General features: G+C 70.3%; 19 protein-coding genes, 2 tRNA genes and 1 pseudogene. 4 read left to right on the top strand and 18 right to left on the bottom strand.

Annotated elements, in window-relative coordinates; all coding sequences use genetic code 11:
- Positions 1-209: 209 nt before the first annotated feature.
- Both GEV07_25085 and GEV07_25080 read right to left on the bottom strand, forming a co-directional pair.
- Positions 210-282 (bottom strand) — tRNA-Glu (locus GEV07_25085).
- Between the two features lie 32 nt (positions 283-314).
- A tRNA-Gln gene (locus tag GEV07_25080) sits at positions 315-386 on the bottom strand.
- A 162-nt stretch (positions 387-548) separates the two neighbouring features.
- Between GEV07_25080 and GEV07_25075 the strand changes: the two genes are divergently transcribed.
- Entirely contained in the window at positions 549-2,204 is a 1,656-nt protein-coding gene (locus GEV07_25075; GenBank protein ID MQA05847.1) for a glutamate--tRNA ligase, read from the top strand.
- A gap of 4 nt (positions 2,205-2,208) precedes the next feature.
- Here the strand turns inward: GEV07_25075 and GEV07_25070 are convergent, their stop codons facing one another.
- The 5 genes from GEV07_25070 to GEV07_25050 form a co-directional block, all read right to left on the bottom strand.
- A complete protein-coding gene (locus GEV07_25070) occupies positions 2,209-2,985 on the bottom strand; it encodes a DUF2437 domain-containing protein (protein MQA05846.1) in 777 nt (258 codons plus the stop codon).
- 9 nt (positions 2,986-2,994) lie between these two features.
- Positions 2,995-4,611 carry a citramalate synthase gene (locus tag GEV07_25065; protein MQA05845.1) on the bottom strand — a complete coding sequence of 539 codons (1,617 nt, stop codon included), beginning with the start codon at positions 4,609-4,611 and terminating at the stop codon, positions 2,995-2,997.
- A gap of 207 nt (positions 4,612-4,818) precedes the next feature.
- The gene (locus GEV07_25060; GenBank protein ID MQA05844.1) at positions 4,819-5,922 is read right to left on the bottom strand and encodes a branched-chain amino acid aminotransferase; all 1,104 of its coding nucleotides are present in this window, start codon (positions 5,920-5,922) and stop codon (positions 4,819-4,821) included.
- A 121-nt stretch (positions 5,923-6,043) separates the two neighbouring features.
- Positions 6,044-7,111, bottom strand: coding sequence for a 3-isopropylmalate dehydrogenase (locus tag GEV07_25055; protein MQA05843.1), 1,068 nt, complete (start codon positions 7,109-7,111; stop codon positions 6,044-6,046).
- 125 nt (positions 7,112-7,236) lie between these two features.
- Positions 7,237-7,416, bottom strand: a complete 180-nt coding sequence (locus tag GEV07_25050) for a hypothetical protein (protein MQA05842.1) — start codon at positions 7,414-7,416, stop codon at positions 7,237-7,239.
- 326 nt (positions 7,417-7,742) lie between these two features.
- On the opposite strand from GEV07_25050, the gene GEV07_25045 reads away from it, so the two are divergent.
- Positions 7,743-8,591: an HAD hydrolase family protein gene (locus GEV07_25045; protein ID MQA05841.1), complete on the top strand. Its 849-nt coding sequence runs from the start codon at positions 7,743-7,745 to the stop codon at positions 8,589-8,591.
- A 102-nt stretch (positions 8,592-8,693) separates the two neighbouring features.
- On the opposite strand, the gene GEV07_25040 is transcribed toward GEV07_25045, so the two are convergent.
- The 7 genes from GEV07_25040 to GEV07_25010 form a co-directional block, all read right to left on the bottom strand.
- Complete coding sequence (locus GEV07_25040; GenBank protein ID MQA05840.1) at positions 8,694-10,088, bottom strand: MFS transporter; 1,395 nt, start codon at positions 10,086-10,088, stop codon at positions 8,694-8,696.
- A 160-nt stretch (positions 10,089-10,248) separates the two neighbouring features.
- Positions 10,249-11,841, bottom strand: coding sequence for a phosphoglycerate dehydrogenase (locus tag GEV07_25035; GenBank protein ID MQA05839.1), 1,593 nt, complete (start codon positions 11,839-11,841; stop codon positions 10,249-10,251).
- A gap of 158 nt (positions 11,842-11,999) precedes the next feature.
- Positions 12,000-13,001 carry a ketol-acid reductoisomerase gene (gene ilvC, locus GEV07_25030; protein MQA05838.1) on the bottom strand — a complete coding sequence of 334 codons (1,002 nt, stop codon included), beginning with the start codon at positions 12,999-13,001 and terminating at the stop codon, positions 12,000-12,002.
- Positions 13,002-13,036: 35 nt separating this feature from the next.
- On the bottom strand, positions 13,037-13,561 hold the full coding sequence (gene ilvN, locus GEV07_25025; GenBank protein MQA05837.1) for an acetolactate synthase small subunit: 525 nt from the start codon (positions 13,559-13,561) through the stop codon (positions 13,037-13,039).
- Entirely contained in the window at positions 13,561-15,306 is a 1,746-nt protein-coding gene (locus GEV07_25020; protein ID MQA05836.1) for an acetolactate synthase large subunit, read from the bottom strand. Before GEV07_25020 ends, ilvN begins: the two co-directional genes overlap by 1 nt.
- 242 nt (positions 15,307-15,548) lie before the next feature.
- Positions 15,549-16,448 (bottom strand): dihydrofolate reductase, encoded by a 900-nt coding sequence (locus GEV07_25015; GenBank protein ID MQA05835.1) that lies wholly within the window; start codon positions 16,446-16,448, stop codon positions 15,549-15,551.
- Entirely contained in the window at positions 16,445-17,449 is a 1,005-nt protein-coding gene (locus GEV07_25010) for a hypothetical protein (protein MQA05834.1), read from the bottom strand. Before GEV07_25010 ends, GEV07_25015 begins: the two co-directional genes overlap by 4 nt.
- Before the next feature lie 136 nt (positions 17,450-17,585).
- On the opposite strand from GEV07_25010, the gene GEV07_25005 reads away from it, so the two are divergent.
- Positions 17,586-18,710: a PQQ-dependent sugar dehydrogenase gene (locus tag GEV07_25005; GenBank protein MQA05833.1), complete on the top strand. Its 1,125-nt coding sequence runs from the start codon at positions 17,586-17,588 to the stop codon at positions 18,708-18,710.
- Positions 18,711-19,046: 336 nt separating this feature from the next.
- Here GEV07_25005 and gatB read toward each other — a convergent pair whose 3' ends face one another.
- Genes gatB through gatC form a run of 3 tightly spaced genes read right to left on the bottom strand, consistent with a single transcriptional unit; the run spans position 19,047 to position 22,329 of the window.
- A complete protein-coding gene (gatB, locus tag GEV07_25000) occupies positions 19,047-20,528 on the bottom strand; it encodes an Asp-tRNA(Asn)/Glu-tRNA(Gln) amidotransferase subunit GatB (protein ID MQA05832.1) in 1,482 nt (493 codons plus the stop codon).
- A gap of 11 nt (positions 20,529-20,539) precedes the next feature.
- Positions 20,540-22,033 (bottom strand): Asp-tRNA(Asn)/Glu-tRNA(Gln) amidotransferase subunit GatA, encoded by a 1,494-nt coding sequence (gatA, locus tag GEV07_24995; protein ID MQA05831.1) that lies wholly within the window; start codon positions 22,031-22,033, stop codon positions 20,540-20,542.
- Positions 22,030-22,329 carry an Asp-tRNA(Asn)/Glu-tRNA(Gln) amidotransferase subunit GatC gene (gene gatC, locus GEV07_24990; protein MQA05830.1) on the bottom strand — a complete coding sequence of 100 codons (300 nt, stop codon included), beginning with the start codon at positions 22,327-22,329 and terminating at the stop codon, positions 22,030-22,032. The genes gatA and gatC overlap by 4 nt, the downstream gene beginning before the upstream one ends.
- An 80-nt stretch (positions 22,330-22,409) precedes the next feature.
- Between gatC and GEV07_24985 the strand changes: the two are divergent.
- Positions 22,410-23,080, top strand: a pseudogene (locus GEV07_24985) (hypothetical protein).
- Here GEV07_24985 and GEV07_24980 read toward each other — a convergent pair.
- Positions 23,064-24,725 (bottom strand): alkaline phosphatase family protein, encoded by a 1,662-nt coding sequence (locus GEV07_24980; protein ID MQA05829.1) that lies wholly within the window; start codon positions 24,723-24,725, stop codon positions 23,064-23,066. The pseudogene GEV07_24985 and the gene GEV07_24980 overlap by 17 nt on opposite strands.
- Positions 24,726-25,146 lie beyond the last annotated feature (421 nt).

Raw genomic sequence — 25,146 nt, 5'->3', positions numbered from 1 at the left:
CCTACGGGGGCTCGGTTCCAGCCCGACCAGGGAACGTGGGGGCCTACGGGGGCTCGGTTCCAGCCCGACCAGGGAACGTGGGGGCCTACGGGGGCTCGGTTCCAGCCCGACCAGGGAACGTGGGGGCCTACGGGGGCTCGGCCCCCGTAAAAAAATAGCGGCCCCCGCGAAGGTGAGCAGACGCTCACCGAGCAGGGGCCGCCAGCCCGTAGCCCCGACGGGATTCGAACCCGCGCTACCGCCTTGAGAGGGCGGCGTGCTAGGCCGCTACACAACGGGGCCTTGAGTGGAACGAACGATACTGCTCGATTCCGCTGGGGTACCAGGACTCGAACCTAGACTAGCTGAACCAGAATCAGCCGGGCTGCCAATTACCCCATACCCCAAGGAGAGCAGCGAACCGCTCTGCCGGAGCAGTCTAGCCGACGCCTCTCGCGGCCGCGAAGGTGGTCAGCACCTCGGGGTCGCGGTGCGTCGTCGCTGCACCGACGGGCTAGCCTGAGCGTCGTTGGCGCTCCTCGACCGCCGAAAGTGAGACCTACACCTCCATGTTGGACCGCGCCGTTGTCGACTCCCTGTTCCCCGCGGACCTGCCAGACCCCGAGCACTGGGAGCGGCAGTTCCCCGCACGCGACCTGCCCGACGGCGCGTACGTGACCAGGTTCGCCCCCTCCCCGACCGGCTTCGTGCACATCGGCGGGATCTACGCGGCGACCATCGACAAGGACCTCGCCGAGCACTCCGGCGGACGCTACGTCGTACGGGTCGAGGACACCGACCGGTCCAGGGAGGTCGCCGGCGCCCTCGGCCAGTTCGACCGCGCCTTCACGCACTTCGGCATCGTTTCCGACGAGGACGACGACCGCGGCGCGTACGGTCCGTACCACCAGTCGGCGCGGGAACGGATCTACCTGAGCTACGTCCGCGAGCTGATGCGGCAGGGCCGGGCCTACCCGTGCTTCGCGACGAAGGAGGAGCTGGCCGAGAACACCGCCCGCCAGCAGGCGGCCAAGGTGCCGACCGGCTACTACGGCTCGTGGGCGATCTGGCGCGACGCGGACCCGGAGACGGTCACCGCGAAGCTCGCCGCAGACGAGCCGCGCGTGGTGCGCTTCCGCACCCCCGACGACCCGGGCGCCCGGTCCGGCTTCACCGACGCGATCAGGGGGTACCTGGAGCACGAGGCGAACCGCAACGACGCGGTGATCCTGAAGTCGTCGGACCAGTCGCCGCGGCTGCCCACGTACCACTTCGCGCACGCGGTCGACGACCACCTGATGCGGATCACGCTGGTCGTACGCGGCGACGAGTGGATCTCCTCGGTGCCGCTGCACCTGCAGCTGTTCGACGCGCTCGGCTTCGAGCCGATCCAGTACGCGCACATCGCGCCGTTGATGAAGCAGATCACCGGCGGCAAGCGGAAGCTGTCCAAGCGCAAGGACCCCGAGGCGAGCGTCGACTTCTACCTGGAGTCCGGCTACCCCGTCGACGCCGTGCTGTACTACCTGCGCGGGCTGATCAACGGCCGGCTCGCGGAGCTCCCCCTCGACGAGGCGCTGCGCACGCCGATCGCCATCGCCGACTGCGGCGTCGCCGGGCCGCTGGTCGACCTGGTGAAGCTCGACGACATCAGCGCGAACCACATCGCCACGCTCGGCGGCGAGGCGATCCTCGACGCCGTACGCACCTGGGCGGCGGAGTTCGACGGTGAGCTGGCCGAGGTCCTCGGGGCCGAGCCCGACCTCGCGCTGCGCGCGCTGGCCGTCGAGCGCGAAGGCGTCGAGAACCCGCGCAAGGACCTGCGGAAGTGGGCCGACTTCCGCGCCGCGTACGGGTTCTTCTTCCCTTCACTGTTCACCCCGGTCACCGGTACCGCCGACGAGCGGCTGACGGAGCTCGGCGTGCCCGCCGACGTGGCCAGCGCCTTCGCGGCCGACTTCGTCGACGGCTACCAGCACCTCGACGACCAGCCGAGCTGGTTCGACCAGATCCGCGAAGTGGCCGCCAAGCACGGCTTCGCGCCGAACGCGAAGACGTACAAGAAGGACCCGGACGCCTACCCTGGCGCACTGCGCGAGGCGGCACAGCTGATCCGCGTCGCGCTGACCGGCGCCACCCGCAGCCCGGACATGCACGCGATCTGTCAGGTGCTCGGCGCCGACGAGGTGCTGCGCCGGGTCCGGCCACTCGCCGGGCGCGACTGACCGGTCAGTCGCGGGCGACGACGGGGTTGGTCAGCGTGCCGATGCCTTCGAGGGTGACCGACACCCGGTCACCGATCTGCAGCGGGCCGACCCCGGCGGGCGTGCCGGTGAGGATGACGTCGCCCGGCAGCAGCGTCATCGCCTCGGTGATGTACTCCACCAGCCCGGCGACGTCGTAGATCATCTGCGACGTGCGGCCGGACTGCTTGAGCTCGTCGCCCACCGTGCAGGTGATCGCCAGGTCGCCTGGGTCCACGTCGGTCTCGATCCACGGGCCGATGGGGCAGAACGAGTCGAACCCCTTCGCCCTGCCCCACTGCGGCTCGCGGCGCTGCAGGTCGCGTGCGGTGACGTCGTTCGCGCACGTGTAGCCGAACACGACGTCGCGCACCCGCTCCTTCGGCACCTGCCGGCAGACCCGGCCGATGACCACCGCGAGCTCGGCCTCGTAGTGCACGTCGGTGGAGACCTTCGGGTACGCGATCGGCTCGCCCGGGCCGATCACCGAGGTGGACGGCTTGAGGAACACGATCGGCTCGTCCGGCACCTCGTTGCCCAGCTCCACCGCGTGCTCGGCATAGTTCCGCCCGATCGCGACGATCTTCGTCGGGAGTACGGGGGCGACCAGCCTCGTCTCGGCTACCGGTTGCCGGTTCCCCGTCAGCTCGTAGTTCGGCTGGAACGGGTGACCGTTGATCTCCGTGATGAACTCGGCGCCCTGGTCGGTGTCGACCACACCGAACGCCAAGTCATCGCCTTTGGCAAACCTCGCGATACGCACAGCCCGAGGCTATACGGCCGCCGGCACCGCGAGCGAGTCAGCATGGGCGTGGCCGCGTCGTACCAGGTAGTACGACAGGGCGTCCTCCAGCGCCTGCCACGACGCGGCGAGCACGTTGTCGCCGACCCCGACGGTGCCCCACTCGTCCTGACCGTCACCGGTCTGCATGAGCACCCGGGTGATCGCGCCGGTGCCGTGCGCGCCCTCCAGGATGCGCACCTTGTAGTCGAGCAGCTCGACCTCGGCGAGCTCGGGGAAGATCCGTACGAGTGCCTGCCGCAGCGCCTGGTTGAGCGCGTCGAACGGGCCGATCGCCTCTGCCGTGACGACGTGCCGCTCGCCGTGCGCCGTCAGCCGTACGGTGGCCTCGCTGGTCGACCTGCCCTCGGCGAGGTGGTCGACGATCACCCGCCACGAGTCGACGGTGAACGCCCGCCGGCGCTCGCCGTCGAGGGCGTCCTTCAGGATCAGCTCGAACGACGCGTCCGCGGCGTCGTAGGTGTAGCCTGCCGCCTCGCGCGTCTTCACGGTCTCGGTGACGGTCGCGAGCGTCTCGTTGTCCGTGGACAGGTCGTAACCGAGCTCACGGCCCTTCAGCTCCACGCTCGCCCGGCCGGCCATGTCGGAGACCAGCATCCGCATGTCGTTGCCGACGGCCGCGGGATCGGCGTGCTGGTACAGCATCGGGTCGACCTTGATGGCACTGGCGTGCAGACCGGCCTTGTGCGCGAACGCGCCGTGCCCGACGTACGGCTGGCTCGCCTGCGGCGCCACGTTGGTGACCTCGGCGATCGCGTGCGCCACGTGGTAGAGGTCGGCGACCTTGTCCGCCGGCAGCACGGACATGCCGAGCTTCAGCTCCAGGTTGCCGATGACGGTGAACAGGTTCGCGTTGCCGCAGCGCTCGCCGGTGCCGTTGGCGGTGCCCTGCACGTGCGTGGCACCCGCGGCGACCGCGGCCAGCGTGTTGGCGACGGCGCAGCCGGTGTCGTTGTGCGCGTGGATGCCCAGCCGGGCGTCGGTCGCCGCGGCGACCGACGCGACGACCTCGGTCACCTCGTGCGGGAGCATGCCGCCGTTGGTGTCGCAGAGCACGACCACGTCCGCGCCCGCACGCGCGGCCGTCTCGACCACGCTCAGCGCGTACTCCGGGTCGTAGCGGTAGCCGTCGAAGAAGTGCTCGCAGTCGAGGAACACCCGACGGCCCTCGCCCACCAGGTACTCGATGGTGTCGCCGACCATCGCCAGGTTCTCCTCGCGCGTGGTGCGCAGGGCACGCTCGACGTGCCTGGAGTCCGACTTCGCCACCAGGCACACCACGTCGGTGCCGGCGTCGCGCAGCGCGAGCACCTGCCCGTCCTCGGCCGCCTTCGCGCCCGCCTTCCGGGTGGAGCCGAACGCGACCAGCTTCGCGTTCTTCAGCTCCAGCTCGGCCGCCGCCCGCCGGAAGAACTCGGTGTCCTTGGGGATCGCGCCCGGCCAGCCGCCCTCGATGAAGCCGACACCCAGCTCGTCCAGGTGCGCCGCAATCACCAGCTTGTCCGCCACGGTCAGGTTGAGACCCTGCTGCTGAGCACCGTCGCGCAGCGTGGTGTCGTACACGTGGAAGCTGTCGTCGAGAGACATCGGTCGAGGACTCCGTCCAGAAGTGTGTCGTAGGTGGACCCAACAAAAAGACCCCCCGCGGATCGCGGGAGGTCTGCGCGTCGGACCGTGGGGTCACAACGCGCTATGGGCTAATAATGCCGAGAGAGAGCACGAGCACATGATGGCACAGCCGCCCGCCGCCCGAAACCTTCGTCTCAGAGTTCGGACGGCTGTGCCACCGTTCGGTCAGCAGACCTTGTGCAGCCAGCCGTGTGTGTCGGGCCCCGCACCGGTCTGGATGCCGATCAGCGTCTGGCGCAGGTGACTGGTCACCGGGCCCTCGCCGTCCGGCGCGCAGTCCACCTCACCGCCACGCCAGCCGAGCCGGCCGATGGGTGTCAGCACGGCCGCGGTGCCGCAGGCGAACACCTCGGCCACCGCACCAGACGCGACGCCGTCGCGCCACTCGTCGATGGAGACCGGGCGCTCGGTGACCTCGCGCCCGTCGGCGCGGGCCAGCTCGATCACCGAGTCGCGGGTGATGCCCTCCAGGATCGTGCCCGTGGTCGGCGGGGTCACCAGGCTGCCGTCGGCGAGCACGAAGAAGATGTTCATGCCGCCGAGCTCGTCCACCCACTTCTGCTCGACCGCGTCCAGGAAGACGACCTGCTCGCAGCCGTTGTCGATCGCCTCCTGCTGGGCGATCAGGCTGGCCGCGTAGTTGCCGGCGCACTTCGCCGCCCCGGTGCCGCCTGGCGCGGCCCTGGTGTACTCCTCCGACACCCAGATCGACACCGGCTTCACGCCGCCGGCGAAGTACGAGCCCGCCGGCGACGCCACCACGCAGAACGTGACGTGCCGCGACGGCCGCACCCCGAGGAAGGTCTCGTTGGCGAACATGAACGGCCGCACGTACAGGCTCTTGCCCTCGTCGGTGGGCACCCAGTCGCGGTCGGTCGAGACCAGCGCGTCGCCGGCGGCCACGAACGTCTCCACCGGGAGCTCGGGCAGCGCCATCCGGTGCGACGAGCGCTGCATCCGCCGCCCGTTGGCATCCGGCCGGAAGGTGCAGATCGAGCCGTCCGGCTGCCGGTAGGCCTTGTAGCCCTCGAAGATCGACTGGGCGTAGTGCAACACGGCGTTCGCCGGGTCGAGCTGGAACGGGCCGTACGGGCGCAGCTCACCGTCGTGCCAGCCGCGCTCGGCCTCCCACTCGACGACCACCATGTGGTCGGTGAAGTTCTGCCCGAAGCCGGGCGACTGGAGTACCGCCTCGCGCTCGGCCGCCGGCATCGGTCGGCTGGTGGGCTTCAACTCGATGTTTATCGGACCGTGCGCTGTCGTACTCATCGCAACTCCTCGACGCAGAGCTTCCTGGAACGTTAGCAGCGGACGCCTCGATGTTGTTAGGACGCCCTACTAACTCCGCCCGGAAGCGCACCTCGAGGAGGTGCGTCGCTCGCCAGCGGAGTTAGTTCGCAGCGGCCAGCTCTGCGATGTCCATCCCCACTTCTTGGGTGGATCTGGCCTGCCACTCGCTGCCGCGTTCGGCGATGTCCCGCCCCACGGCCCACTCGATCCGCTGCGCCAGGTCAGGATATCCCAGATGGTCCAGCAGCAGGGCGCCGGAGAGGATCGTCGCGGTCGGGTCGGCCTTGCCCTGCCCGGCGATGTCGGGCGCCGAGCCGTGCACCGGCTCGAACATGCTCGGGTAGGTGCCTTCTGGGTTGACGTTGCCGCTCGCCGCGAGCCCGATGCCGCCGGCGATGGCCGCGCCGAGGTCGGTGAGGATGTCGCCGAACAGGTTGTCGGTGACGACCACGTCGAACCGCTCGGGGTCGGAGACGAAGAACATCGAAGCGGCGTCGACGTGCTGGTACTCGACGGTCACGTCGGAGAACTCGGTCGCCAGCCGGTCGACGGTGCGCTTCCACAGGTCGCCTGCGTAGCTAAGCACGTTCGTCTTGTGCACGAGGGTGAGGTGCTTGCGCGGCCTGGCCTGCGCCCGCTTGAACGCGTACCGCACGACGCGCTCGACGCCGAACGCCGTGTTGTAGCTGTCCTGCGTCGCCACCTCCTGCGGCGTGCCCTTGCGCAGCACACCGCCACCGCCGACGTACGGGCCCTCGGTGCCCTCCCGCACGACGATCATGTCGATGTCGTCCGGCTCCGCACCGACCAGCGGGCACGGCACGCCGGGGTACAGCCGCACCGGCCGCAGGTTCACGTAGTGCTCGAACTCGAAGCGCAGCGTCAGCAGCAGGCCGCGCTCGAGCACGCCGGGCGGTACCCGTGGGTCGCCCACGGCGCCGAGCAGGATCGCGTCGGTCCGGCGGAGCTCGTCGAGCACACTGTCCGGCAGCGTCTCACCTGATGCCAGGTAGCGGCCCGCGCCGAGGTCGTACTCGACGACGTCCAGCTTGACGTCCGCGGGCAGGACCGCCTCGATGACCCGTTGGGCCTCGGGGACAACCTCGGCGCCGATGCCGTCGCCGGGTACGAGTGCAAGCTTGATGGTTCGCGGCATGTTGCCCGACATTACCGGGCCGGCGGGTGCCTGCGCCCGGCGGTCTCAGCAGGTGAAAGGCGACGGGGTGCGCGGCGCCGGGTCCGGCTCCCCTCGCGCCGGACCGGCACCGTGGTGACCGGTGGGCGGCGTGCGGCTCAGCTCCTGCCGCCGTTGTCGCGCCGGTCCATCGCGAGCTGGACGGCGCGCCTTGCGTCGTCGTCGGCCGCACCTTCGTCGGTGACGGCGGCCTTCCGGAGGCTGGCCGCGTCTCGACGGCGCTGACCGGTCACGACGAACTCGTCAGAGTAGACGGCGCGGAGTGCGAGTGAATCCACCAGATACTCCTCGGACGGACGAGACTGTCGGCCAACGCAACACGCCGCGACGGGTGCTGGCCTGGAGTTGTGTCTCAGATCCCGCCGCGGCAAGTAAGGATGAGTACCTGGCGCTGCATGACACTTTCACATTACGGGCGCCGTCGGTCGACGTCCCGGCTCCCGGCCAGGTATCTCAACATGTGAGCCAAGTTACTTGGACGACCGACTATCTCGCCGAGCACCCGCGTTGCCCCGCCGACCTGCGGCTACGGTGAGCCGCGCCACGGTCACCGGCGACCGTGTCGGTCCGTCAGCCGGACGGCCGGCGGTCTAGCGTGGTGGGTGTGAACCTTCCGTCTCGGCAACTCACCGAAGACACCACACCCCGTCCAACCGCCGGCCTCGTCGCGCCCGCGGGCCGCGACGGGCACCTGATCGCGCTGGACGTCGACGGCACCCTGCTCGACGGCGAACACCTCGCACCCGACGTCCGTGCGGCGGTCAGCAAGCTCGCGGCCCGGATGCACGTGGTGCTGGCCACCGGGCGCTGCGTCGTCTCCACCAAGCTGGTCGCCGACCGGCTCGGCCTGTTCGACGGCTACGCCGTCTGCAGCAACGGCGCGGCCGTCGTGCATCTCGGCACTGGCGAGCCGGTGCTGATGACCACGTTCGAGCCCGGCCCCGCCGTGCGGACGCTGCTGCAGTACATGCCGGCCGCGCTCGTCGCCGTCGAGGAGTTCGGCGTCGGCTACCGGGTGAGCGCCCCGTTCCCGCCGGGCGAGCTCACCGGCATCCAGCGGGTACAGCCGCTGGACGAGCTGCTGGACGGGCCGGCACCGCGGGTCGTGGTCTGCCGGCCGGGCTGGTCCGCGGCGTCCCTGCACGAGGTGCTCGCGCGGGTCGGCCTGCACGGCGTGACGTACGCCGTCGGCACGACCGCGTGGCTCGACCTCACCCCGGACGGCGTCACGAAAGCCGCCGGCCTGGAGCACGTGCGGTCCTGGCTCGACGTGCCGCCGCACCGGACTACGGCGATCGGCGACGGCCACAACGACATCGACATGCTGCGGTGGGCACACCAGGGCCTGGCCATGGCCGAGGCCGCCCCCGAGGTGCAGGCCGCCGCCGACGCGGTCATCGGCTCCGTCCGCGACGCCGCCGTGGCGCGCGAGCTCACCCACCGCTTCGGCTGAGCCGCTAACCGGTGAAGAGGTTGGCCGCCTTGAGCAGGGTCTGGTAGACGCCGTAGGCGAGCGGGATGCCGACCAGCAGCCAGGAGATCGTCAGTTTCGCCTTCATGCCGCCTCCTCCGTGCTGGACACCCGGACGTCCTCGGGCTCGTGGAACCGCTGCGCGACCGGCCGCACGAGCAGGTTCGCGACGAACCCGACGACCAGGATGCCGATCATGGTGAACAGCGCCGGCCGGTACGCGCTCGCGGTGAGCGTGCCCGGTTCACCCTGGGCGTCGAGGAACGCGTTGACGATCACCGGCCCGGCCACGCCTGCGGCGGACCACGCGGTGAGCAGCCGGCCGTGGATCGCGCCGACCTGGTACGTGCCGAACAGGTCGCGCAGGTACGCCGGCACCGTCGCGAAGCCGCCACCGTAGAACGACAGCATGCCCATGGCGAAGATGACGAACAGGATCACCGACGTGCTGCCGAGCAGCGCGACGCCCAGGTAGAGCAGGATCCCGACGCCCAGGTAGGTCATGTACATCGGCTTGCGGCCGATGATGTCGGACGTCGACGACCAGATGAACCGGCCGGCCATGTTCGCCATCGAGAGCATCCCGACGAACCCGCCGGCCGCACCGGCCGCGACGGCCGACGTGCCGTTCTCCCTGAAGAAGTCCTGGATCATCGGTGCCGCCTGCTCGAGCAGGCCGATGCCCGCGGTCACGTTGCAGAACAACACCACCCAGATGCACCAGAACGCGGGCGTCTTCACCGCGTTGCGCGCCGAGACGTTCGCCGTCGTCACGAGCGACTTCCTGGCCACCTTCGCAGGCTCGAAGCCGGCCGGTCGCCATCCCTCGGCGGGGACCCGGGCGAGGAACGCGCCGAACATCATCAGCGCGAAGTAGACGATGCCGAGCGTGACGAACATCGCCGCGACCGCCCCGCCGGTGGCCACCGAGCTCGGGTCCGCGGGGTCGTAGTTGCCGTCGAAGAACGCCATCAGCTGCCCGGACAGCGGGCTCGCCACCATCGCACCGCCACCGAACCCCATGATCGCCAGACCGGTCGCCAGCCCCGGACGGTCGGGGAACCACTTGATGAGTGTCGACACCGGCGAGATGTAGCCGATGCCGAGCCCGATGCCGCCGATGAACCCGTAGCCGAGGTACACCAGCCACAGCTGCTTGGTGGCGATGCCGAGGCCGCCGATGAGGAAGCCCGCGCCCCAGCAGCACCCGGCGGTGAACATCGCCTTGCGCGGGCCGTTCTTGTCCACCCAGGTGCCGAGCACCGCCGCGGACAGGCCGAGCATCACGATGGCGATCGAGAAGATGACCCCGATGGCCGTCTGCGACGTCCCGAAATGTGTGACTAGCGCCGTCTTGTACACGCTCGTCGCATAAACCTGGCCGATGGAGAGGTGCACCGCGAGCGCCGCGGGAGGGAACAACCAGCGGGTGTACTCAGGTCCAGCGACTGTCCGTTCCCGATCGAGGAAGCTCAGCACCGTCGACCTCCGTATCCGCCCCCATTAGCGGTTTCCGTCAGCCGCCCATCCTGCCGACCGGCCGCGCAGCTGTCGACAGCTGCCTGGCGGCCTGCGACAGGCGGGCGCTGCGGGTCGTCGAATGGTCAACCAAACGGCTGCGGAGGTCGACGGTCGCCGGTCACGCCTCGGTGAGGTCGACCTTCCGGCCGCTCTCGGCGCCTACCGCCTTGGTGATCGCCTCCACCAGGCCGGCGGGGATCGGCGAGTCGACGGTGAGCACCACGAGCGCGTGGGTGGCCTCCTCGTCCCGGCCGACCTGCATGCCGGCGATGTTCACGTCGGCCTCGCCGAGCAGCCGGCCCACCGTGCCGACCACGCCCGGACGGTCGTGGTACTTGAAGAACGCCATGTGGTCGGTGAGCACGATGTCGACGTCGTACCCGTCCACCTCGACCAGCTTCTCGATGTGCTTGAAGCCGGACAGCGTGCCGGACACCGAGTGCGTCGACCCGTCCGGCATGGCACCCCTGATGGTCACCACGTTGCGGAAGTCCGGGCTGGTCTCGGTGGTGACGAGGCTGACCTCGACGCTGCGCTCCTGCGCGTACAGCGGTGCGTTCACGTAGCTCACGGTGTCCTCGACCACGTCGGTGAACACGCCCTTGAGCGCCGCGAGCTGCAGCACCTGCACGTCGTCGGAGGCGATCTCGCCGCGCACCTCGACCTCGAGGCTGCTGGCCATGCCACCGGCGAGCGCGGTCCAGACCCGGCCGAGCTTCTCCACCAGCGGCAGTGCGGGACGGACGTCCTCGGCGATCGCGCCGCCCTGCACGTTGACGGCGTCCGGCACCAGCTCGCCGGCCAGCGCCAGCCGCACCGACTTCGCCACGGCGACGCCGGCCTTCTCCTGCGCCTCGTGCGTGCTGGCGCCGAGGTGCGGGGTGACCACGACGTTGTGGAGCGAGAACAGCGGGCTGTCGGTGCACGGCTCGCTCGGGAACACGTCCACGCCGGCGCCTGCGACCTTGCCGTCCTTCAGCGCGAGCGCGAGCGCGTTCTCGTCGATGATCCCGCCGCGCGCGGCGTTGACGATACGCACCTCGGGCTTCACCAGCTCCAGCTCGCGCTCACCGATGAGGCCCTTGGTCTCCGGGCTCTTCGGCAGGTGGATGGAGATGAAGTTGCTGTCCTTGAGCAGGTCCTCCAGGCTGACCAGCCGCACCCCGATCTGCGCAGCACGGGCCGGCTGCACGTACGGGTCGTAGGCGATCAGCTTCACGCCGAACGCGCTCAACCGCTGCGCGACCAGGATGCCGATGCGGCCGAGGCCGAGCACACCGACGACCTTGCCGTGCAGCTCGACACCGGTGTACTTGGAGCGTTTCCACTCCCCCGCCTTGAGGGCGGCATCCGCCTGCGGGACGTTCCGCGCGGCGGCCAGCAACAGCGCGATGGCGTGCTCGGCGGCGCTGACGATGTTCGACTGCGGGGCGTTCACGACCATCACGCCGCGCTTGGTGGCGGCACTGACGTCGACGTTGTCCAGCCCGACGCCCGCACGGGCGACGACCTGTAGTTTCGGCGCGGCGGCCAGGGCCTCCGCGTCGACCTTCGTGGCACTTCGCACGATCAGCGCGTCGGCTTCGGCGAGTGCGGGCAGCAGGGCGGACCTATCGGTTCCGTCGACCTGGCGAACCTCGAAATCCTCGGAGAGTACGGCGATTCCAGCGGGAGAGAGCTCGTCGGCGACGAGTACAACGGAGCGGCTCACGTAAAAGAGACCTTTCGCGGCTTTTTGGTACCGGTGTCCTCGCAAGCTCGGACACGGCTCTGTGCCCGCGTAACACAGAGTTTACTCAAGGCCCCTTGCGTGGCGAAAGCGGGCCCTCTAGCACCCGCTTTCGCCCACGTCAAACCCCGCAGGTCAGACTAGGCCGTCTCGGTAATCGGCCGGTCCACCCAGGGCATCATCGCGCGCAGCTCGTCGCCGGTCTTCTCGATCTGGTGCGCGGCCTGCTCCTTGCGGGCACCGAGGAACTTCGGCCGGCCGGCGTCGTCCTCGGCGATCCACTCACGGGCGAAGGTGCCGTCCTTGATCTCGTCGAGGATCTTCTGCATCGACTGCTTCACGTGCTCGTCGATGACCCGCGGCCCGCGGCTGTAGTCGCCGAACTCGGCCGTGTCGCTCACCGAGTACCGCATCCGGGCGATGCCGCCCTCGTACATCAGGTCCACGATCAGCTTGATCTCGTGCAGCACCTCGAAGTACGCGATCTCCGGCTGGTAGCCGGCGTTCACCAGCGTCTCGAACGCGGCCTGGGACAGGTGCGAGATGCCGCCGCAGAGCACGGCCTGCTCACCGAACAGGTCGGTCTCGGTCTCCTCGGTGAACGTGGTCTTGATCGCGCCGGCCCGGGTGCCGCCTACCGCTTTCGCGTAGGCCTTCGTGACATCCCATGCGCTGCCGCTCGCGTCCTGCTCGACCGCGACGAGCACCGGCACGCCCTTGCCCTCGGAGTACTGCCTGCGCACCAGGTGCCCCGGGCCCTTCGGCGCGACCATGCAGACGTCGATGTTCGCCGGCGGCTGGATCAGGTCGTACCGGATGTTGAAGCCGTGGCTGAAGAACAGCGCGTCGCCGTCGACCAGGTTCGGCTCGATGGCCTCCTTGAACAGGTGCCGCTGCACGGTGTCGGGTGCGAGCACCATGACGACGTCGGCCTCCTCACAGGCCTCGAACGGCGTGACGACCCGCAGGCCCTCGGCCTCCGCCTTCGCCCTGCTCTTCGAGCTCTCCGGCAGGCCGATGCGTACGTCGACACCGGAGTCGCGCAGCGAGAGCGCGTGCGCGTGCCCCTGGCTGCCGTAGCCGAGTACGGCCACGTTCTTGCCCTGGATCACCGAGAGGTCGGCGTCGTCGTCGTAGTAGATCTCCGCCACAGCGGATCCTTCCCTTCCTAACTGCTTCAGGCACTCCGCTCGAGCGAACGGAGCGTGCGGTCGGTGATGGAACGCTCCCCGCGGCCGAGCGCTACCACGCCGGACTGGACGAGCTCCTTGATGCCGAACGGTTCGAGCACGCGCAGCATCGCGGCCAGTTTGTCAGGTGCGCCAGTGGCCTCGATCGTCACCGACTCGGGTGACACGTCCACCGTACGCGCACGGAACAACTGCACCGTCTCGAGCACCTGACCGCGGTTGCGGATGTCCGCGGCCACCTTCACCAGCATGAGTTTGCGCTGGACGCTGGTCTCCGGTTCGAGCTCGACGATCTTGATCACGTTCACGAGCTTGTTGAGCTGCTTCGTGACCTGTTCGAGCGACTGTGCCTCTACCCCGACCACGAGCGTGATACGGGACACGCCGGCGTGCTCGGTCGTGCCGACCGCCAGCGACTCGATGTTGAAACTACGGCGGGAGAACATCCCGGAGATGCGGGCGAGCACGCCCGGCTTGTCCTCGACGAGGACGGACAGCGTGTGGGTGGTCATCAGAGGTCGTCCTTGTCCCAGTCGGGGGCCATGTCGCGCGCCACTTTGATCGCGTCGTTGCTCGTACCGGCGGCGACCATCGGCCACACCATGGCGTCCTTGTGCACGACGAAGTCGATGACGACGGGGGCATCGTTGATGCTCATCGCCTTCTCGATGGTCGCGTCGATCTGCGCCTTGTCCTCGCACCGCAGCCCGACGCAGCCCATCGCCTCGGCGAGCTTCGCGAAGTCCGGGATACGGGTGGAGTGCAGGTCGGTGTTGGAGTAGCGGCCCTCGTAGAAGAGCGTCTGCCACTGCCGCACCATGCCGAGGCTGGAGTTGTTGATGATCGCGATCTTGACGGGGATGCCCTCCAGCGCACAGGTCGCCAGCTCCTGGTTGGTCATCTGGAAGCAGCCGTCGCCGTCGATCGCCCACACGGCCGTGTCCGGCCGGCCGACCTTCGCGCCCATCGCCGCGGGCACCGCGTACCCCATGGTGCCGAGACCACCGGAGTTGAGCCAGGTGGCCGGCTTCTCGTAGCCGATGAACTGCGCGGCCCACATCTGGTGCTGACCGACGCCGGCGACGTAGATCGCGTCCGAGCCGACGAGCTTGCCGATCCGCTCGATCACCTGCTGCGGGGCGATCGACCCGTCCTCTGGCACGTCGTAGCCCAGCGGGTACTGGGTGCGCCAGCCGTCCAGCTGCCGCCACCACTCGGTCAGGTCGGTCTTGTGCCCGCTCTCCTGCTCGGTCCGCACGGCGTCGACGAGCACCCGCAGCGTCTCCTTGCAGTCGCCGACGATCGGCACGTCCGCCGTACGGTTCTTGGAGATCTCCGCGGGATCGATGTCCACGTGCACCACCCTGGCGTCCGGCGCGAAGGTGGACAGCTCGCCCGTGACCCGGTCGTCGAACCTGGTGCCGAGCGCGACCAGCAGGTCCGCGCGCTGGAGAGCGCCGACGGCGGCCACCGAGCCGTGCATGCCGGGCATCCCGACGTGCTGCTTGTGGCTGTCGGGGAACGCGCCACGCGCCATGAGAGTGGTGACGACGGGCACGCCGGTCAGCTCGGCGAGCTCCTTCAGCTCCTCGGTCGCGCCCGCCTTGATCACGCCGCCACCGACGTACAGCACCGGGTGGCGTGACCTGGCGAGCAGCCGGGCGGCTTCCCGCACCCGCTTCGCGTTCGGTTTCGTGACCGGGCGGTAGCCGGGCAGGTACGTGCGAACCGGCCACTCGAACGACGCGGTCTTCTGCATCGCGTCCTTCGCGATGTCCACCAGCACCGGACCCGGACGCCCCGTGCCTGCGATGTGGAACGCCTCCGCGATCGCCTGCGGGATGTCCTCCGGGCGGGTCACCAGGTAGCTGTGCTTGGTGATCGGCATGGTGATGCCGCGGATGTCGGCTTCCTGGAAGCCGTCGGTGCCGATCAGCGGGGTGCCGACCTGCCCGGTCACCGCGACCATCGGCACCGAGTCCATGTGCGCGTCGGCGAGCGCCGTGACCAGGTTGGTCGCGCCCGGCCCGCTGGTGGCCATGCAGACACCGACGCGACCGGTCGCCTGCGCGTAGCCCTCGGCCGCGTGCCCGGCCCCCTGCTCGTGCCTGACGAGTACGTGCCGGATCTGCTTCGAGTCGAGCAACGGGTCGTACGCGGGCAGGATGGCCCCACCGGGAATGCCGAACACGACGTTTACACCTTCGTGCTCCAGGGCCCGGACGAGTGCCTGCGCTCCTGTCAGCTGCTCACTCATGCGCCTTTGCCTCGCTCACCATTGCTGTCTCACCAGTCTCCCGAGACCGATAGTTGGCCATCAAAAAACCCCTCGGGCCGAAGCCGTCGAGGGGTCGCGCGCAAGCAGTTTGCTCGGTCAGCTTGCGCGCTGCCCGAGTACGAGAATCCGCTGCCTCTTACTCACGGTACGTAGCCTGTCCGAATCGACCGAAAGTGTCAAGCTGGTGGACGCGCTCGTCCACCAGCTGAGACGACGTCCGCCTACCGGCCGGGACGCACCACGTGCTCGAGCGGCTCGCCTGCGACGAACCTGCGGACCTGCTCCGTCACCAGCCGCTTGGCCCGCGGGAAGAACGCCGACGTGGGCCCGCCGACGTGCGGGCTGATCAGGCAGCCGGGCGCCTGCCAGAGCGGGTGGTGCGAGGGCAGCGGCTCCGGGTCGGTGACGTCGAGCGCGGCGAGGATCCGCCCCGTCTCCAGCTCGGCGAGCAGGGCGTCGGTCTGCACGACCTTCCCGCGCGCGACGTTCACCAGCACCGCGCCGTCCTTCATCCTGGCGAGGAAGCCTGCGTCGATCATGCCGTTGCTCTCCTCGGTCAGCGGCACGAGCACGACGATCACGTCGGCGGTCGGCAGCAGGTCGGGCAGCTCGGTCATCGGGTGCACGCCTTCGCGCGCGGACCGCGCGACCCGCACCACGTCGACCTCGAAGCCGGCCAGCCGCCGCTCGACCGCCTGGCCGATCGACCCGTACCCGAGGATGAGCACCGTCTTGTCGGCGAGCGCCGGGCGCAGCTGGAACGCCCACTGGCCGTCCTGCTGCGCCCGTACGAACTCCGGGATGCCGCGCAGCGACGCCAGCGTGAGGGTGACGGCGAGCTCGGCGGTGCTCGCATCGTGCACGCCGCGTGCGTTGCACAGCGTCACGCCGTCGGGGAGGTGGTCGATGACCCCCTCGTACCCGGCGGTGAGCAGTTGCACGGTCTGCAGCTTCGGCATCTGGTCGAGGAAGCTGAGCGTCTCCGCCGGGCTCTTCATGTAGGGCGCTACGTAGAACTCGGCGTCCTCGTGCCCGCTGGGCTCGCTCGGCGGGCCGGTGTAGAGCACCGCCTCCACGTTGCCCGGCAGCTCCAGGTCGTCGAACGGGGTGACCACCCTCATGCCGACACTCCTCGATACCTCCGCACGTACTCCGCGAAGTCCCACTTCTCGAGGAACTCTCGCGTGGCCTGGTCCGCCGCGTCCAGCATGCTGATCCTGGTCTCCTCGTCGAGGTCGAAGTCGGTAGCCTTCACGGCACCGACGTCCACGAAGATCGTACGGGCCCGTACCGCCGGGTCCTCGATGTTCATCGCGTCGTTGGCGCCGTGCACGGTGTCGGCGATCGCCACCAGGTACGACAGCAGGCCGCCGACCTCTCGGGTGCGGGGCACCATCGGCGGCCGGCGCGACAGCTTCACGCCGAACGTCGGCCAGCGCGGCGGCTTCTCGTCGGTGCGGTCGAAGGCCTTGATCGGGTAGTTCGACAGCAGTCCCCCGTCGACCATCACCGACTCGCCGTAGCTGCTCTTCAGCGACACCGGCTCGTAGAAGAACGGCAGGCTGGCGGACATCCGGACGGCGTCGGCGACGGGTTGGCTGTCCGGGTCGAGGCCGTAGTCGCGGTAGTCCCACGGCAGCATGACCAGCTTACGCCGCGCCACGTCGCTGACCGTGATCACCAGCGCGTACCTGTGGTCCTCTTCGAGCGAGGTGCCCTCGTCTTCCGACAGCCGAAGATCGGCCCAGGTGCGCACGCCCAGCTGGGCGAGCTGGCTGGTGATGAACTCGTGGAGCGCGTCGCCGCGGTAGATGCCGTGGTCGACCAGCAGCGAGCCCAGGTCGACGACCGGCTGCAGCGGCCCGGCGGCCGAGCCGAGCGGGCCGCGGTCGGCGAACCTGCGGTAGTCCAGCGACAGGGCCACGTCGCGCACGTAGGTAAGGGACTCGCCGGCCAGCTGGAGTGCCGCGGTCACCGCACCGAGGATCGCCCCTGCGGACGTGCCGGCGATGCGGGGGAAGCCGTAACCCTCCCCGGCGAGCCGGCTGACCGCGCCGGCGAGCGCGACTCCCTTGACGCCGCCACCTTCGAGGACCAGATCGGCCTTGCGGTCACCGTGCACGTCGCTTCCTCGTCGCTCGTCGCGTGCTGCCGTCGCAGGAGTCTACGCAAGTGCCCGCGCCGCCGGGCCGCACCCGCGGAAGAGTCTTCAGCCGATCGTCATCTCGCCGAGACACCTGGGCACGTAGGGTCGACGGATGGGGTCCCGCGGGTCCGTACTCGCCGCGACGGTGGTCGCACTGACCATGCTCGCCGCTTGCACGCCCGACGACGGGGGCGGCGGGTCGCGCGGAACGCCCTCGCCGCCCGCCACCACGTCCACTCCGGGCGGCAGCGGCCAGGCGGTCACCGGTTCGCCCGAGGTGCTGGTCACCGGGCTCGAGGTGCCGTGGGGCATCGCGTTCCTGCCGGACGGGTCGGCGCTGGTCAGCGAACGCGACCGGCACCGCATCGTGCGGGTCACGGCGGACGGCGACAGCGAGCCGGTCGGCGACATCGACGGCGTCAGCGACGACACGTCCGAGGGCGGCCTGATGGGGCTGGCGCTGTCGCCCGAGGTCCGCGAGGACCGGCTCGTCTACGCGTACCTCACCGCGGACGCGGACAACCGCGTGATCAGCTTCCGCTACGGCGGCGGCCGGGTGCGCGACCAGCAACCGGTGTTCACCGGCATCCCGAAGGCCACCATCCACGACGGCGGCCGGATCGCGTTCGGCCCGGACAAGATGCTGTACGTCGCCACCGGCGACGCCACGCAGCAGGACCGCGCGCAGGACACCGACTACCTCGGCGGCAAGATCCTCCGGATGACCCCGGCCGGCGAGCCGGCACCGGGCAATCCCGACGGCGACTCGGTCGTCTACACCGTCGGCCACCGCAACCCGCAGGGCCTGGCTTGGGGACCTGGTGACCGGCTCTACCAGGCGGAGTTCGGCAACGTCCAGCTGGACGAGCTCAACCTGCTGCGGCCCGGCCGCAACTACGGCTGGCCGGACGTCGAGGGCACCCTCGGACCGCGCCGCGACGAGTTCGAGTCCCCGCTGCAGACCTGGGCGACCGGCGAAGCGTCGCCGTCCGGCCTCGCGTACGCCGGCGGCTCGCTCTGGCTAGCCACCCTGCAGGGCAAGAACCTCTACCGAATGCCGGTGACGGCCGACGGCTCGGTCGGCAAGCCCCGCCCCCTGTACGACGACCGCTGGGGCCGCCTCCGCACCGTAACCCCAGCCCCGGACGGCTCCCTGTGGGTCACCACGTCGAACAAGGACGGCAGAGGCGACCTACTGAACCGCAGCGACCGGATCATCCGCATCCCCCTGCGCTGACCCGCCACCCCCGCGGTGATCAACCGGCGCCGAGGCGCTCGAGGAGCAGCCCGCGGAAGAGGCCTCGCGACCGCATCACCCGCATCCCCCTGCGCTGACCCGCCACCCCCAGCGATGACCAGCCGGCGCCGCGGAAACACTCCGCGACCGTGTCCCGCCACGCTGACCCGACCACCACAGCAACCAGCCGACACCAAGGCGCATCACGAACAACCCGCAGCACACCCGGCGACCGCAACCCACCGAGCTCCCACCCGACCCGCAGCGGTGATCAGCTGGCGTCGCGGACGCGCTCGGGGTCCGTGTGCCGCTGCGGTGATTCGGCGGGCGGGGGGATCAGTTGGCGCCCAGGCGCTCCAGGAGGAGCTCGCGGATGCGCTTGGCGTCGGCTTGGCCGCGCATTGCCTTCATTACCTGGCCGACCAGGGGGCCTACGGCGGCGACCTTGCCGTCGCGGACCTTCTGCGCGACGTCTGGGTTGCCCGCGATCGCCTCGTCGGCGGCGGCTACCAATGCGCTCTCGTCGGTGACGACCGCCAGGCTGCGGGCGGCGACCACCGCGTCCGGGTCGCCCTCGCCGGCAAGCACGCCGTCGAACACCTCGCGGGCGAGCTTGTCGGTGAGCCGGCCCTCGGCGACCAGGGCGCTGATCCGCGCCACCTGCTCCGGTGTGACCGGCAGCTCGGCGAGGTCGGTGCCCTGCTCGGTCGCCCGGCGCGACAGCTCGTTCATCCACCACTTGCGCGCGTCGTTCGGCGAGGCGCCCGCGGCCACCGTGCGCTCGACCAGGTCGACGGCGTCCGCGTTCACCAGGTCGCGTAGCTCCAGCTCGGACAGCGACCACTCCGCGGCGATCCGCCGCCGCTTCGCCGCCGGCAGCTCGGGCAGCTCGGCGCGGATCAGCTCGACCCAGTCGGCGTCCGGCGCCACCGGCGCCAGGTCCGGCTCGGGGAAGTACCTGTAGTCCTCCGCCTGCTCCTTGCTGCGTCCGGCGACCGTGGACGCGGTGTCCTCCTGGAAGTGCCTGGTCTCCTGCCTCACGGTGCCGCCGGCGTCGAGCACCGCGGCCTGCCGCTCGATCTCGTGCCGCACGGCACGCTCGACGGTGCGCAGCGAGTTCACGTTCTTCGTCTCGGTGCGCTTGCCCCACTCGGTGGCGCCGCGCGGCGCGAGCGACACGTTCACGTCGCAGCGCAGCGAGCCCTCCTCCATCCGAACGTCGGAGACACCCAGCGACCGGCAGACCGCCCGCAGCTCCGTCGCGTACGCGCGCGCCACCGCGGGTGCGTCCGCGCCCGTGCCCTCGATCGGCCGGGTGACGATCTCCACCAGCGGGATACCGGCACGGTTGTAGTCGACGAGCGAGTAGTCCGCGCCGTGGATGCGGCCGGACGTGCCGACGTGCATCGACTTGCCGGTGTCCTCCTCCAGGTGCACCCGCTCGATCTCCACCCGCAGCGTGCGGCCGTCGATCTCCACGTCGAGGTAGCCGTCGACGCAGAGCGGCTCGTCGTACTGCGAGATCTGGTAGTTCTTCGGCATGTCCGGGTAGAAGTAGTTCTTCCTGGCGAACCGGCACCAGCCCGCGATCCGGCAGTTCAGCGCCAGGCCGATCATCACCGTGTAACGGATCGCCGCCTCGTTCACCACCGGCAGCGAGCCTGGCAGGCCGAGGCAGACCGGGCACACCTGGGTGTTCGGCTCGCCGCCGAACTCCGTCGAGCAGCCGCAGAACATCTTCGTCCTGGTGCCGAGCTCGATGTGCGTCTCCAGCCCGAGCGTCGGCTCGTACGCCGCGAGCGCCTGCTCGTACGGCATCAACGTGGCAGTCACAGGACCGAAGCCTCCTCGAGCAGCAGGTGTCCCAGCCGGTCGCGCAGCGCCGCCTCGAACGCGGCACCCACCCGGTACATCCGGTCGTCGGCGAGCGTCGGCGCCATCACCTGGAAGCCAACAGGCAGCCCGTCCGCAGGCGCCGTGCCGCACGGCACGCTGATCGACGGGGTGCCGGCGAGGTTCGACGGCACCGTGCAGAGGTCGGCGAGGTACATGGCCATCGGGTCGTCGACCCGCTCCCCCAGCCGGAACGCGGTGGTCGGCGTGGTCGGCGAGACGAGCGCGTCGACCTGTTCGAACGCCGACTCGAAGTCGCGGGTGACCAGCGTACGAACCTTCTGCGCCTGCCCGTAGTACGCGTCGTAGTACCCGGAGGAGAGCGCGTAGGTGCCGATCATGATGCGGCGCTTCACCTCGGCGCCGAACCCGGCCTCGCGGGTCAGCGCCATCACCTCTTCGGCGCTGCGGGTGCCGTCGTCGGCGACCCGCAGCCCGTAGCGCATGGCGTCGTACCTGGCCAGGTTGCTCGACGCCTCGCTGGGGTTAATCAGGTAGTACGCGTCGAGCGCGTAGCTGAAGTGCGGGCACGACACCTCGACGATCTCCGCGCCGAGCTCGGCGAGCAGGTCCACACCCTCGCGGAAGCGCTGCTCCACGCCGTCGGCGTAGCCCTCGCCGGACAGCTCGCGCACCACGCCTATGCGCATCCCCTTGACGTCGGCCTGCCGCGCGGCGGCCGCCACCTGGGGCACCGGCGCGTCGATCGACGTCGAGTCGCGCGCGTCGTGGCCGGCGATCGCCTCGTGCAGCAACGCTGCGTCGAGCACCGTGCGGGCGAACGGCCCGGCCTGGTCGAGGCTGGACGAGAACGCCACCAGCCCGTACCGCGAAACCCCGCCGTAAGTCGGCTTCGCGCCGACGATGCCGCACACCGCCGCCGGCTGCCTGATCGAGCCGCCGGTGTCGGTGCCGATGGCCAGCGGCGCCTGGTGCGACGCGATCGCCGCACTCGACCCGCCGGACGAGCCGCCGGGGATCCGGTCCAGGTCCCAGGGGTTGCGGGTGGGGCCGTACGCGGAGTTCTCCGTCGAGGACCCCATGGCGAACTCGTCCATGTTGGTCTTGCCGAGCACCACGACGTCCGCCGCGCGCAGCCGGACGGCGACGGTCGAGTCGTACGGGGGCTTCCAGCCCTCGAGGACCTTCGAGCCGCAGGTGGTCGGCACGCCCCGCTGGGTGAGCACGTCTTTCAGCGCCAGCGGCACGCCGGCGAGCGGGCCGAGCTGCGTGCCGGCGGCGCGCTTCTCGTCCACGGCGCGGGCGTCGGCGAGTGCGCGGTCGGCGTCGACGTGCAGGAAGGCGTGCACCTTCTCGTCCACGGCGGCGATCCGGTCGAGGTGCGCCTGGGTGACCTCCTCCGCGGAGGTCTCACCGGACGCGATCACCTCGGCGAGCTCTGCGGCCGTGCGCCTGGTCAGGTCGGTCATGCTTCCTCCCCAAGGATGCGCGGCACCCGGAACCGGCCCTGCTCCACGGCAGGAGCCGCGTCGAGCGCCTCGTCGGGGGTCAGCTGGTCGCGTGGTTCGTCGGCGCGGAACACGTTCGTCAACGGCACGGCGTGCGACGTCGGCGGAATGTCGTCCGCGGCGACCTCGCTCACCCTCGCCACCGACGACACGATGGCGTCCAGCTGCGGCGCCAGGTGATCGAGCTCTTCGTCGGTGAGCGCAATACGCGCGAGCTGAGCAAGACGCGCCACGTCATCACGAGTGAGTGCGGGCATGCGGGCCAGTGTAGAACCGCCCGATTCGGGCGCTCACCCGGTTTCCCCTCCCGGCGGCGGAGCTGCGGCAGACTACCGGGGTGCGGGTCGAGGTCATCGTGCATCGCGGGCGGTTGGGCGCCGACGAGTTCCGAGTGCTCCGCCCGGCCGAGCCGATGCGCAGGGCCGCCCTCCTCGACGGCCACCACTGGGTGCACCTGTACGCCGACACCGACTGGGCACTGCAGGTCGGTGTGCTGTGGCTGCTGGCGGCCAGGTCGCAGCGTTCGCTGATCCACCTGGCGCCGCGCGGCGAGCTCCACCCCGACCACGAGGACGCGGAGCTCCCCCGGCTCGACCTGGTGCTGCTGCACCACAGCCTGCGTTTCGCGCCGTCCGGGTGGAAGCAACTGCGCCGCCGGCTCGACCGGGGCCGCCCGCACACCGTCGAGATCCCGGACACCGACCTGCCCCGGCCGAGCGCGTTCGACCCGGCGAGGCACTACCGGGAGAACAAGGACCTGTTCCACGAGCACCTGCACGCCGAGACGCTGTTCCTCACCGGCAGCGCGAAGGTGTTCCGCGCCACCGCGGACCGCTTCTTCGACGTCGCCGCGAACGGCCAGGACCGTCCGCCTGGCGCGGTGACCGGCCCTACTGCGCCGAGCTGCACCCCGCCGACGGCATGCTCGGCAACGATCGGCGCTTCCACGTCGTGCACACCGACAGCTGGCTGGCCGACGTGCCGCCTGAGGTCAGGCGGCGTGGGTGAGGCGGTACGTACCGGTGTGCCTGAGCAGCTGCCGGCCGCGCACCACGTCCGCGTGCTCGATCTCAACCCAGGCGTCGCGGCCGTCCAGCATGACGGTCATCACGCCGTTGTCGAACCACGGGCCCTGCTGCAGCTCCCACCGCATACCGAAGTCGGGCACGTTCGCGGCGCGTGCCAGCCGCCGACCCAGCCGGCGCATCAGCCGGGTGCCCGCGAGCCGGTGCGCGAGCTTGACCGGCAGCTCGAGCGGGTTGCGGAACGGCGACATGGTCAGCTGGTGGACCACCGTCCGTCGCTGGTCCACACCCGGCAGGCTCGCCTCGGCCAGGTACGAGCAGTGCACGTCGCCGGACAGCAGCAGCGTGCTCGCCGGTGGGTCGTCGCGCTCGGCCACCTCCTGCAACAGCGTGTGCATCTGGTCGAACGAGTCCTGGAACGCCGCCCAGTGCTCGAGGTCGACCAGCTGCCGGACGTGCTCGGCGGCCCGGCCGGGCCGGTGCCCCCAGGCGCCCTCGGCGACCGCCTCGTTCCACGCCTCCACGTGATGCACGCCGGGCGGCAGCAGGTACGGCAGTGTGGTGCCGATCAGCAGGTGGTCGATGCGCTGCCCGGCCGTGGGCGTCATCGCATGGTCGACCAGCCACCGCCACTCCGGCTCGTCGACCATCACCCGGTGCCCGTTCAGCTTGCGTGCGCAGCGACAGTCGACGGCGACCATCCGGATGCCGAGCACGTCGTTGCCGAAGTCGCGGTAGAAGCTCCAACGGGTGGACTCAGGCTCGGTGTCCGCCCGCCAGGCGAACTCGTCCAGCAGCCTGGTGCGTTCGTCGTCGTCGTCGATCTGGCGCAGCTTCTGGTACGTGACGTCCTCGGCGAGCTGGTCCGGCGAGAGGTTGCCGAGGTGCTGGTACACCCAGTACGACGCGAACCCGCCGACCACCCGGTCGCGCCACCACGGCTGCGCCGTGACGTGCTCCCGCCACTTCGCCGAGGTGTTCCAGTCGTCGCGCAGGTCGTGGTCGTCGAGGAGCATGCAGCTTGGCACGGTGGACAGCAGCCAGCGCACCGCTGGCGTGTTCCAGCTCTCGTGGTAGAGCCAGGTGTACTCCTCGAAGTCCCTGATCTCCGTGCCGAGGCCGTCGTCGATGCCGTCGTGCAGGGCCTTCAGCCGCCGGTGCAGCCGGGCGGACGGCATGTCCGCGTACACCTGGTCGCCGGCGAGGAAGAGCGCGTCCGGCCAGGTGTCGTGCGGCGCCGTGCGCATCTGGTACGCGAGCGCGACGAGCGCGTCCGCGCCGTACTTGCGCAGCCCCGCCCGGTCGAACGGCGCGACCCGCCGGCAGGACCCGAACGCCAGCCGGAACGTCTCGTCGTGCCGGAACGCCCGCACCACGCTGGGCGGGAACGGCGAGTCCGGCTCCGGCCACACCCGGGTGCCGTCCAGGTGCACCTCGTACGGTGTCTCCGAACCGGGCGACAGTCCGTCGATGACCACGAGCGCATAGTGATGGCCGTGCACGGTCCATGTCGGCTCGCGTACGCCGAGTACCTCGACCACAGCCGGCCGGTCCGTCTCGACCCAGATGGTCGCGCGCGTTTCGTCCACGTACCGCAGCAGTGGACCGACGAGAATACGCGGTGACATCCTCCGACCCTAACCCGCCCACAGCGCCCACCAGCCAACGCCGACGCGGGGGGTGATGGCGGCGGTATCAGCGGCCGTCGACCACGCGGGCACGGCGCAGCACACCGGCCGGACGGGCGGGTTCAGCGGTCGTCGTCGACCAGGCCGGCCCGGCGGAGGGCGTCGGCCAGGGCGCCTTCCGGGGCCGGCTGGCCGCCACCGCGGCCACCCTGGCCACCGCCGCGGCGGTTGCCGCGGCCGCCGCCCTGCGAACGGTTGCCACCCTGCGCGCCGCCGCCCTGCGAACGGTTGCCACCCTGCGCGCCGCCGCCCCGCGAACGGTTGCCACCCTGCGCGCCGCCGCCCCGCGAACGGTTGCCACCCTGCGCGCCGCCGCCCCGCGAACGGTTGCCACCCTGCGCGCCGCCGCCCCGCGAACGGT

The sequence above is a fragment of the Streptosporangiales bacterium genome, from assembly GCA_009379825.1.
Taxonomy (GTDB): Bacteria; Actinomycetota; Actinomycetes; order Streptosporangiales; family WHST01; genus WHST01.
This window is presented reverse-complemented; position numbering and strand designations above follow the sequence as displayed.

Coding starts and splice junctions, on each gene's coding strand:
- gatB (MQA05832.1), bottom strand. CDS start 20,528: ATGCCGTACGAGCAGGCGCTCGCGGCGTACGAGCCGACGCTCGGGCTG.
- GEV07_25065 (MQA05845.1), bottom strand. CDS start 4,611: ATGTCTCTCGACGACAGCTTCCACGTGTACGACACCACGCTGCGCGAC.
- GEV07_24980 (MQA05829.1), bottom strand. CDS start 24,725: ATGTCACCGCGTATTCTCGTCGGTCCACTGCTGCGGTACGTGGACGAA.
- GEV07_25005 (MQA05833.1), top strand. CDS start 17,586: ATGGGGTCCCGCGGGTCCGTACTCGCCGCGACGGTGGTCGCACTGACC.
- GEV07_25020 (MQA05836.1), bottom strand. CDS start 15,306: ATGAGTGAGCAGCTGACAGGAGCGCAGGCACTCGTCCGGGCCCTGGAG.
- gatA (MQA05831.1), bottom strand. CDS start 22,033: ATGACCGACCTGACCAGGCGCACGGCCGCAGAGCTCGCCGAGGTGATC.
- GEV07_25015 (MQA05835.1), bottom strand. CDS start 16,448: ATGAGGGTGGTCACCCCGTTCGACGACCTGGAGCTGCCGGGCAACGTG.
- ilvN (MQA05837.1), bottom strand. CDS start 13,561: ATGACCACCCACACGCTGTCCGTCCTCGTCGAGGACAAGCCGGGCGTG.
- GEV07_25060 (MQA05844.1), bottom strand. CDS start 5,922: ATGAGTACGACAGCGCACGGTCCGATAAACATCGAGTTGAAGCCCACC.
- gatC (MQA05830.1), bottom strand. CDS start 22,329: ATGCCCGCACTCACTCGTGATGACGTGGCGCGTCTTGCTCAGCTCGCG.
- GEV07_25055 (MQA05843.1), bottom strand. CDS start 7,111: ATGTCGGGCAACATGCCGCGAACCATCAAGCTTGCACTCGTACCCGGC.
- GEV07_25075 (MQA05847.1), top strand. CDS start 549: ATGTTGGACCGCGCCGTTGTCGACTCCCTGTTCCCCGCGGACCTGCCA.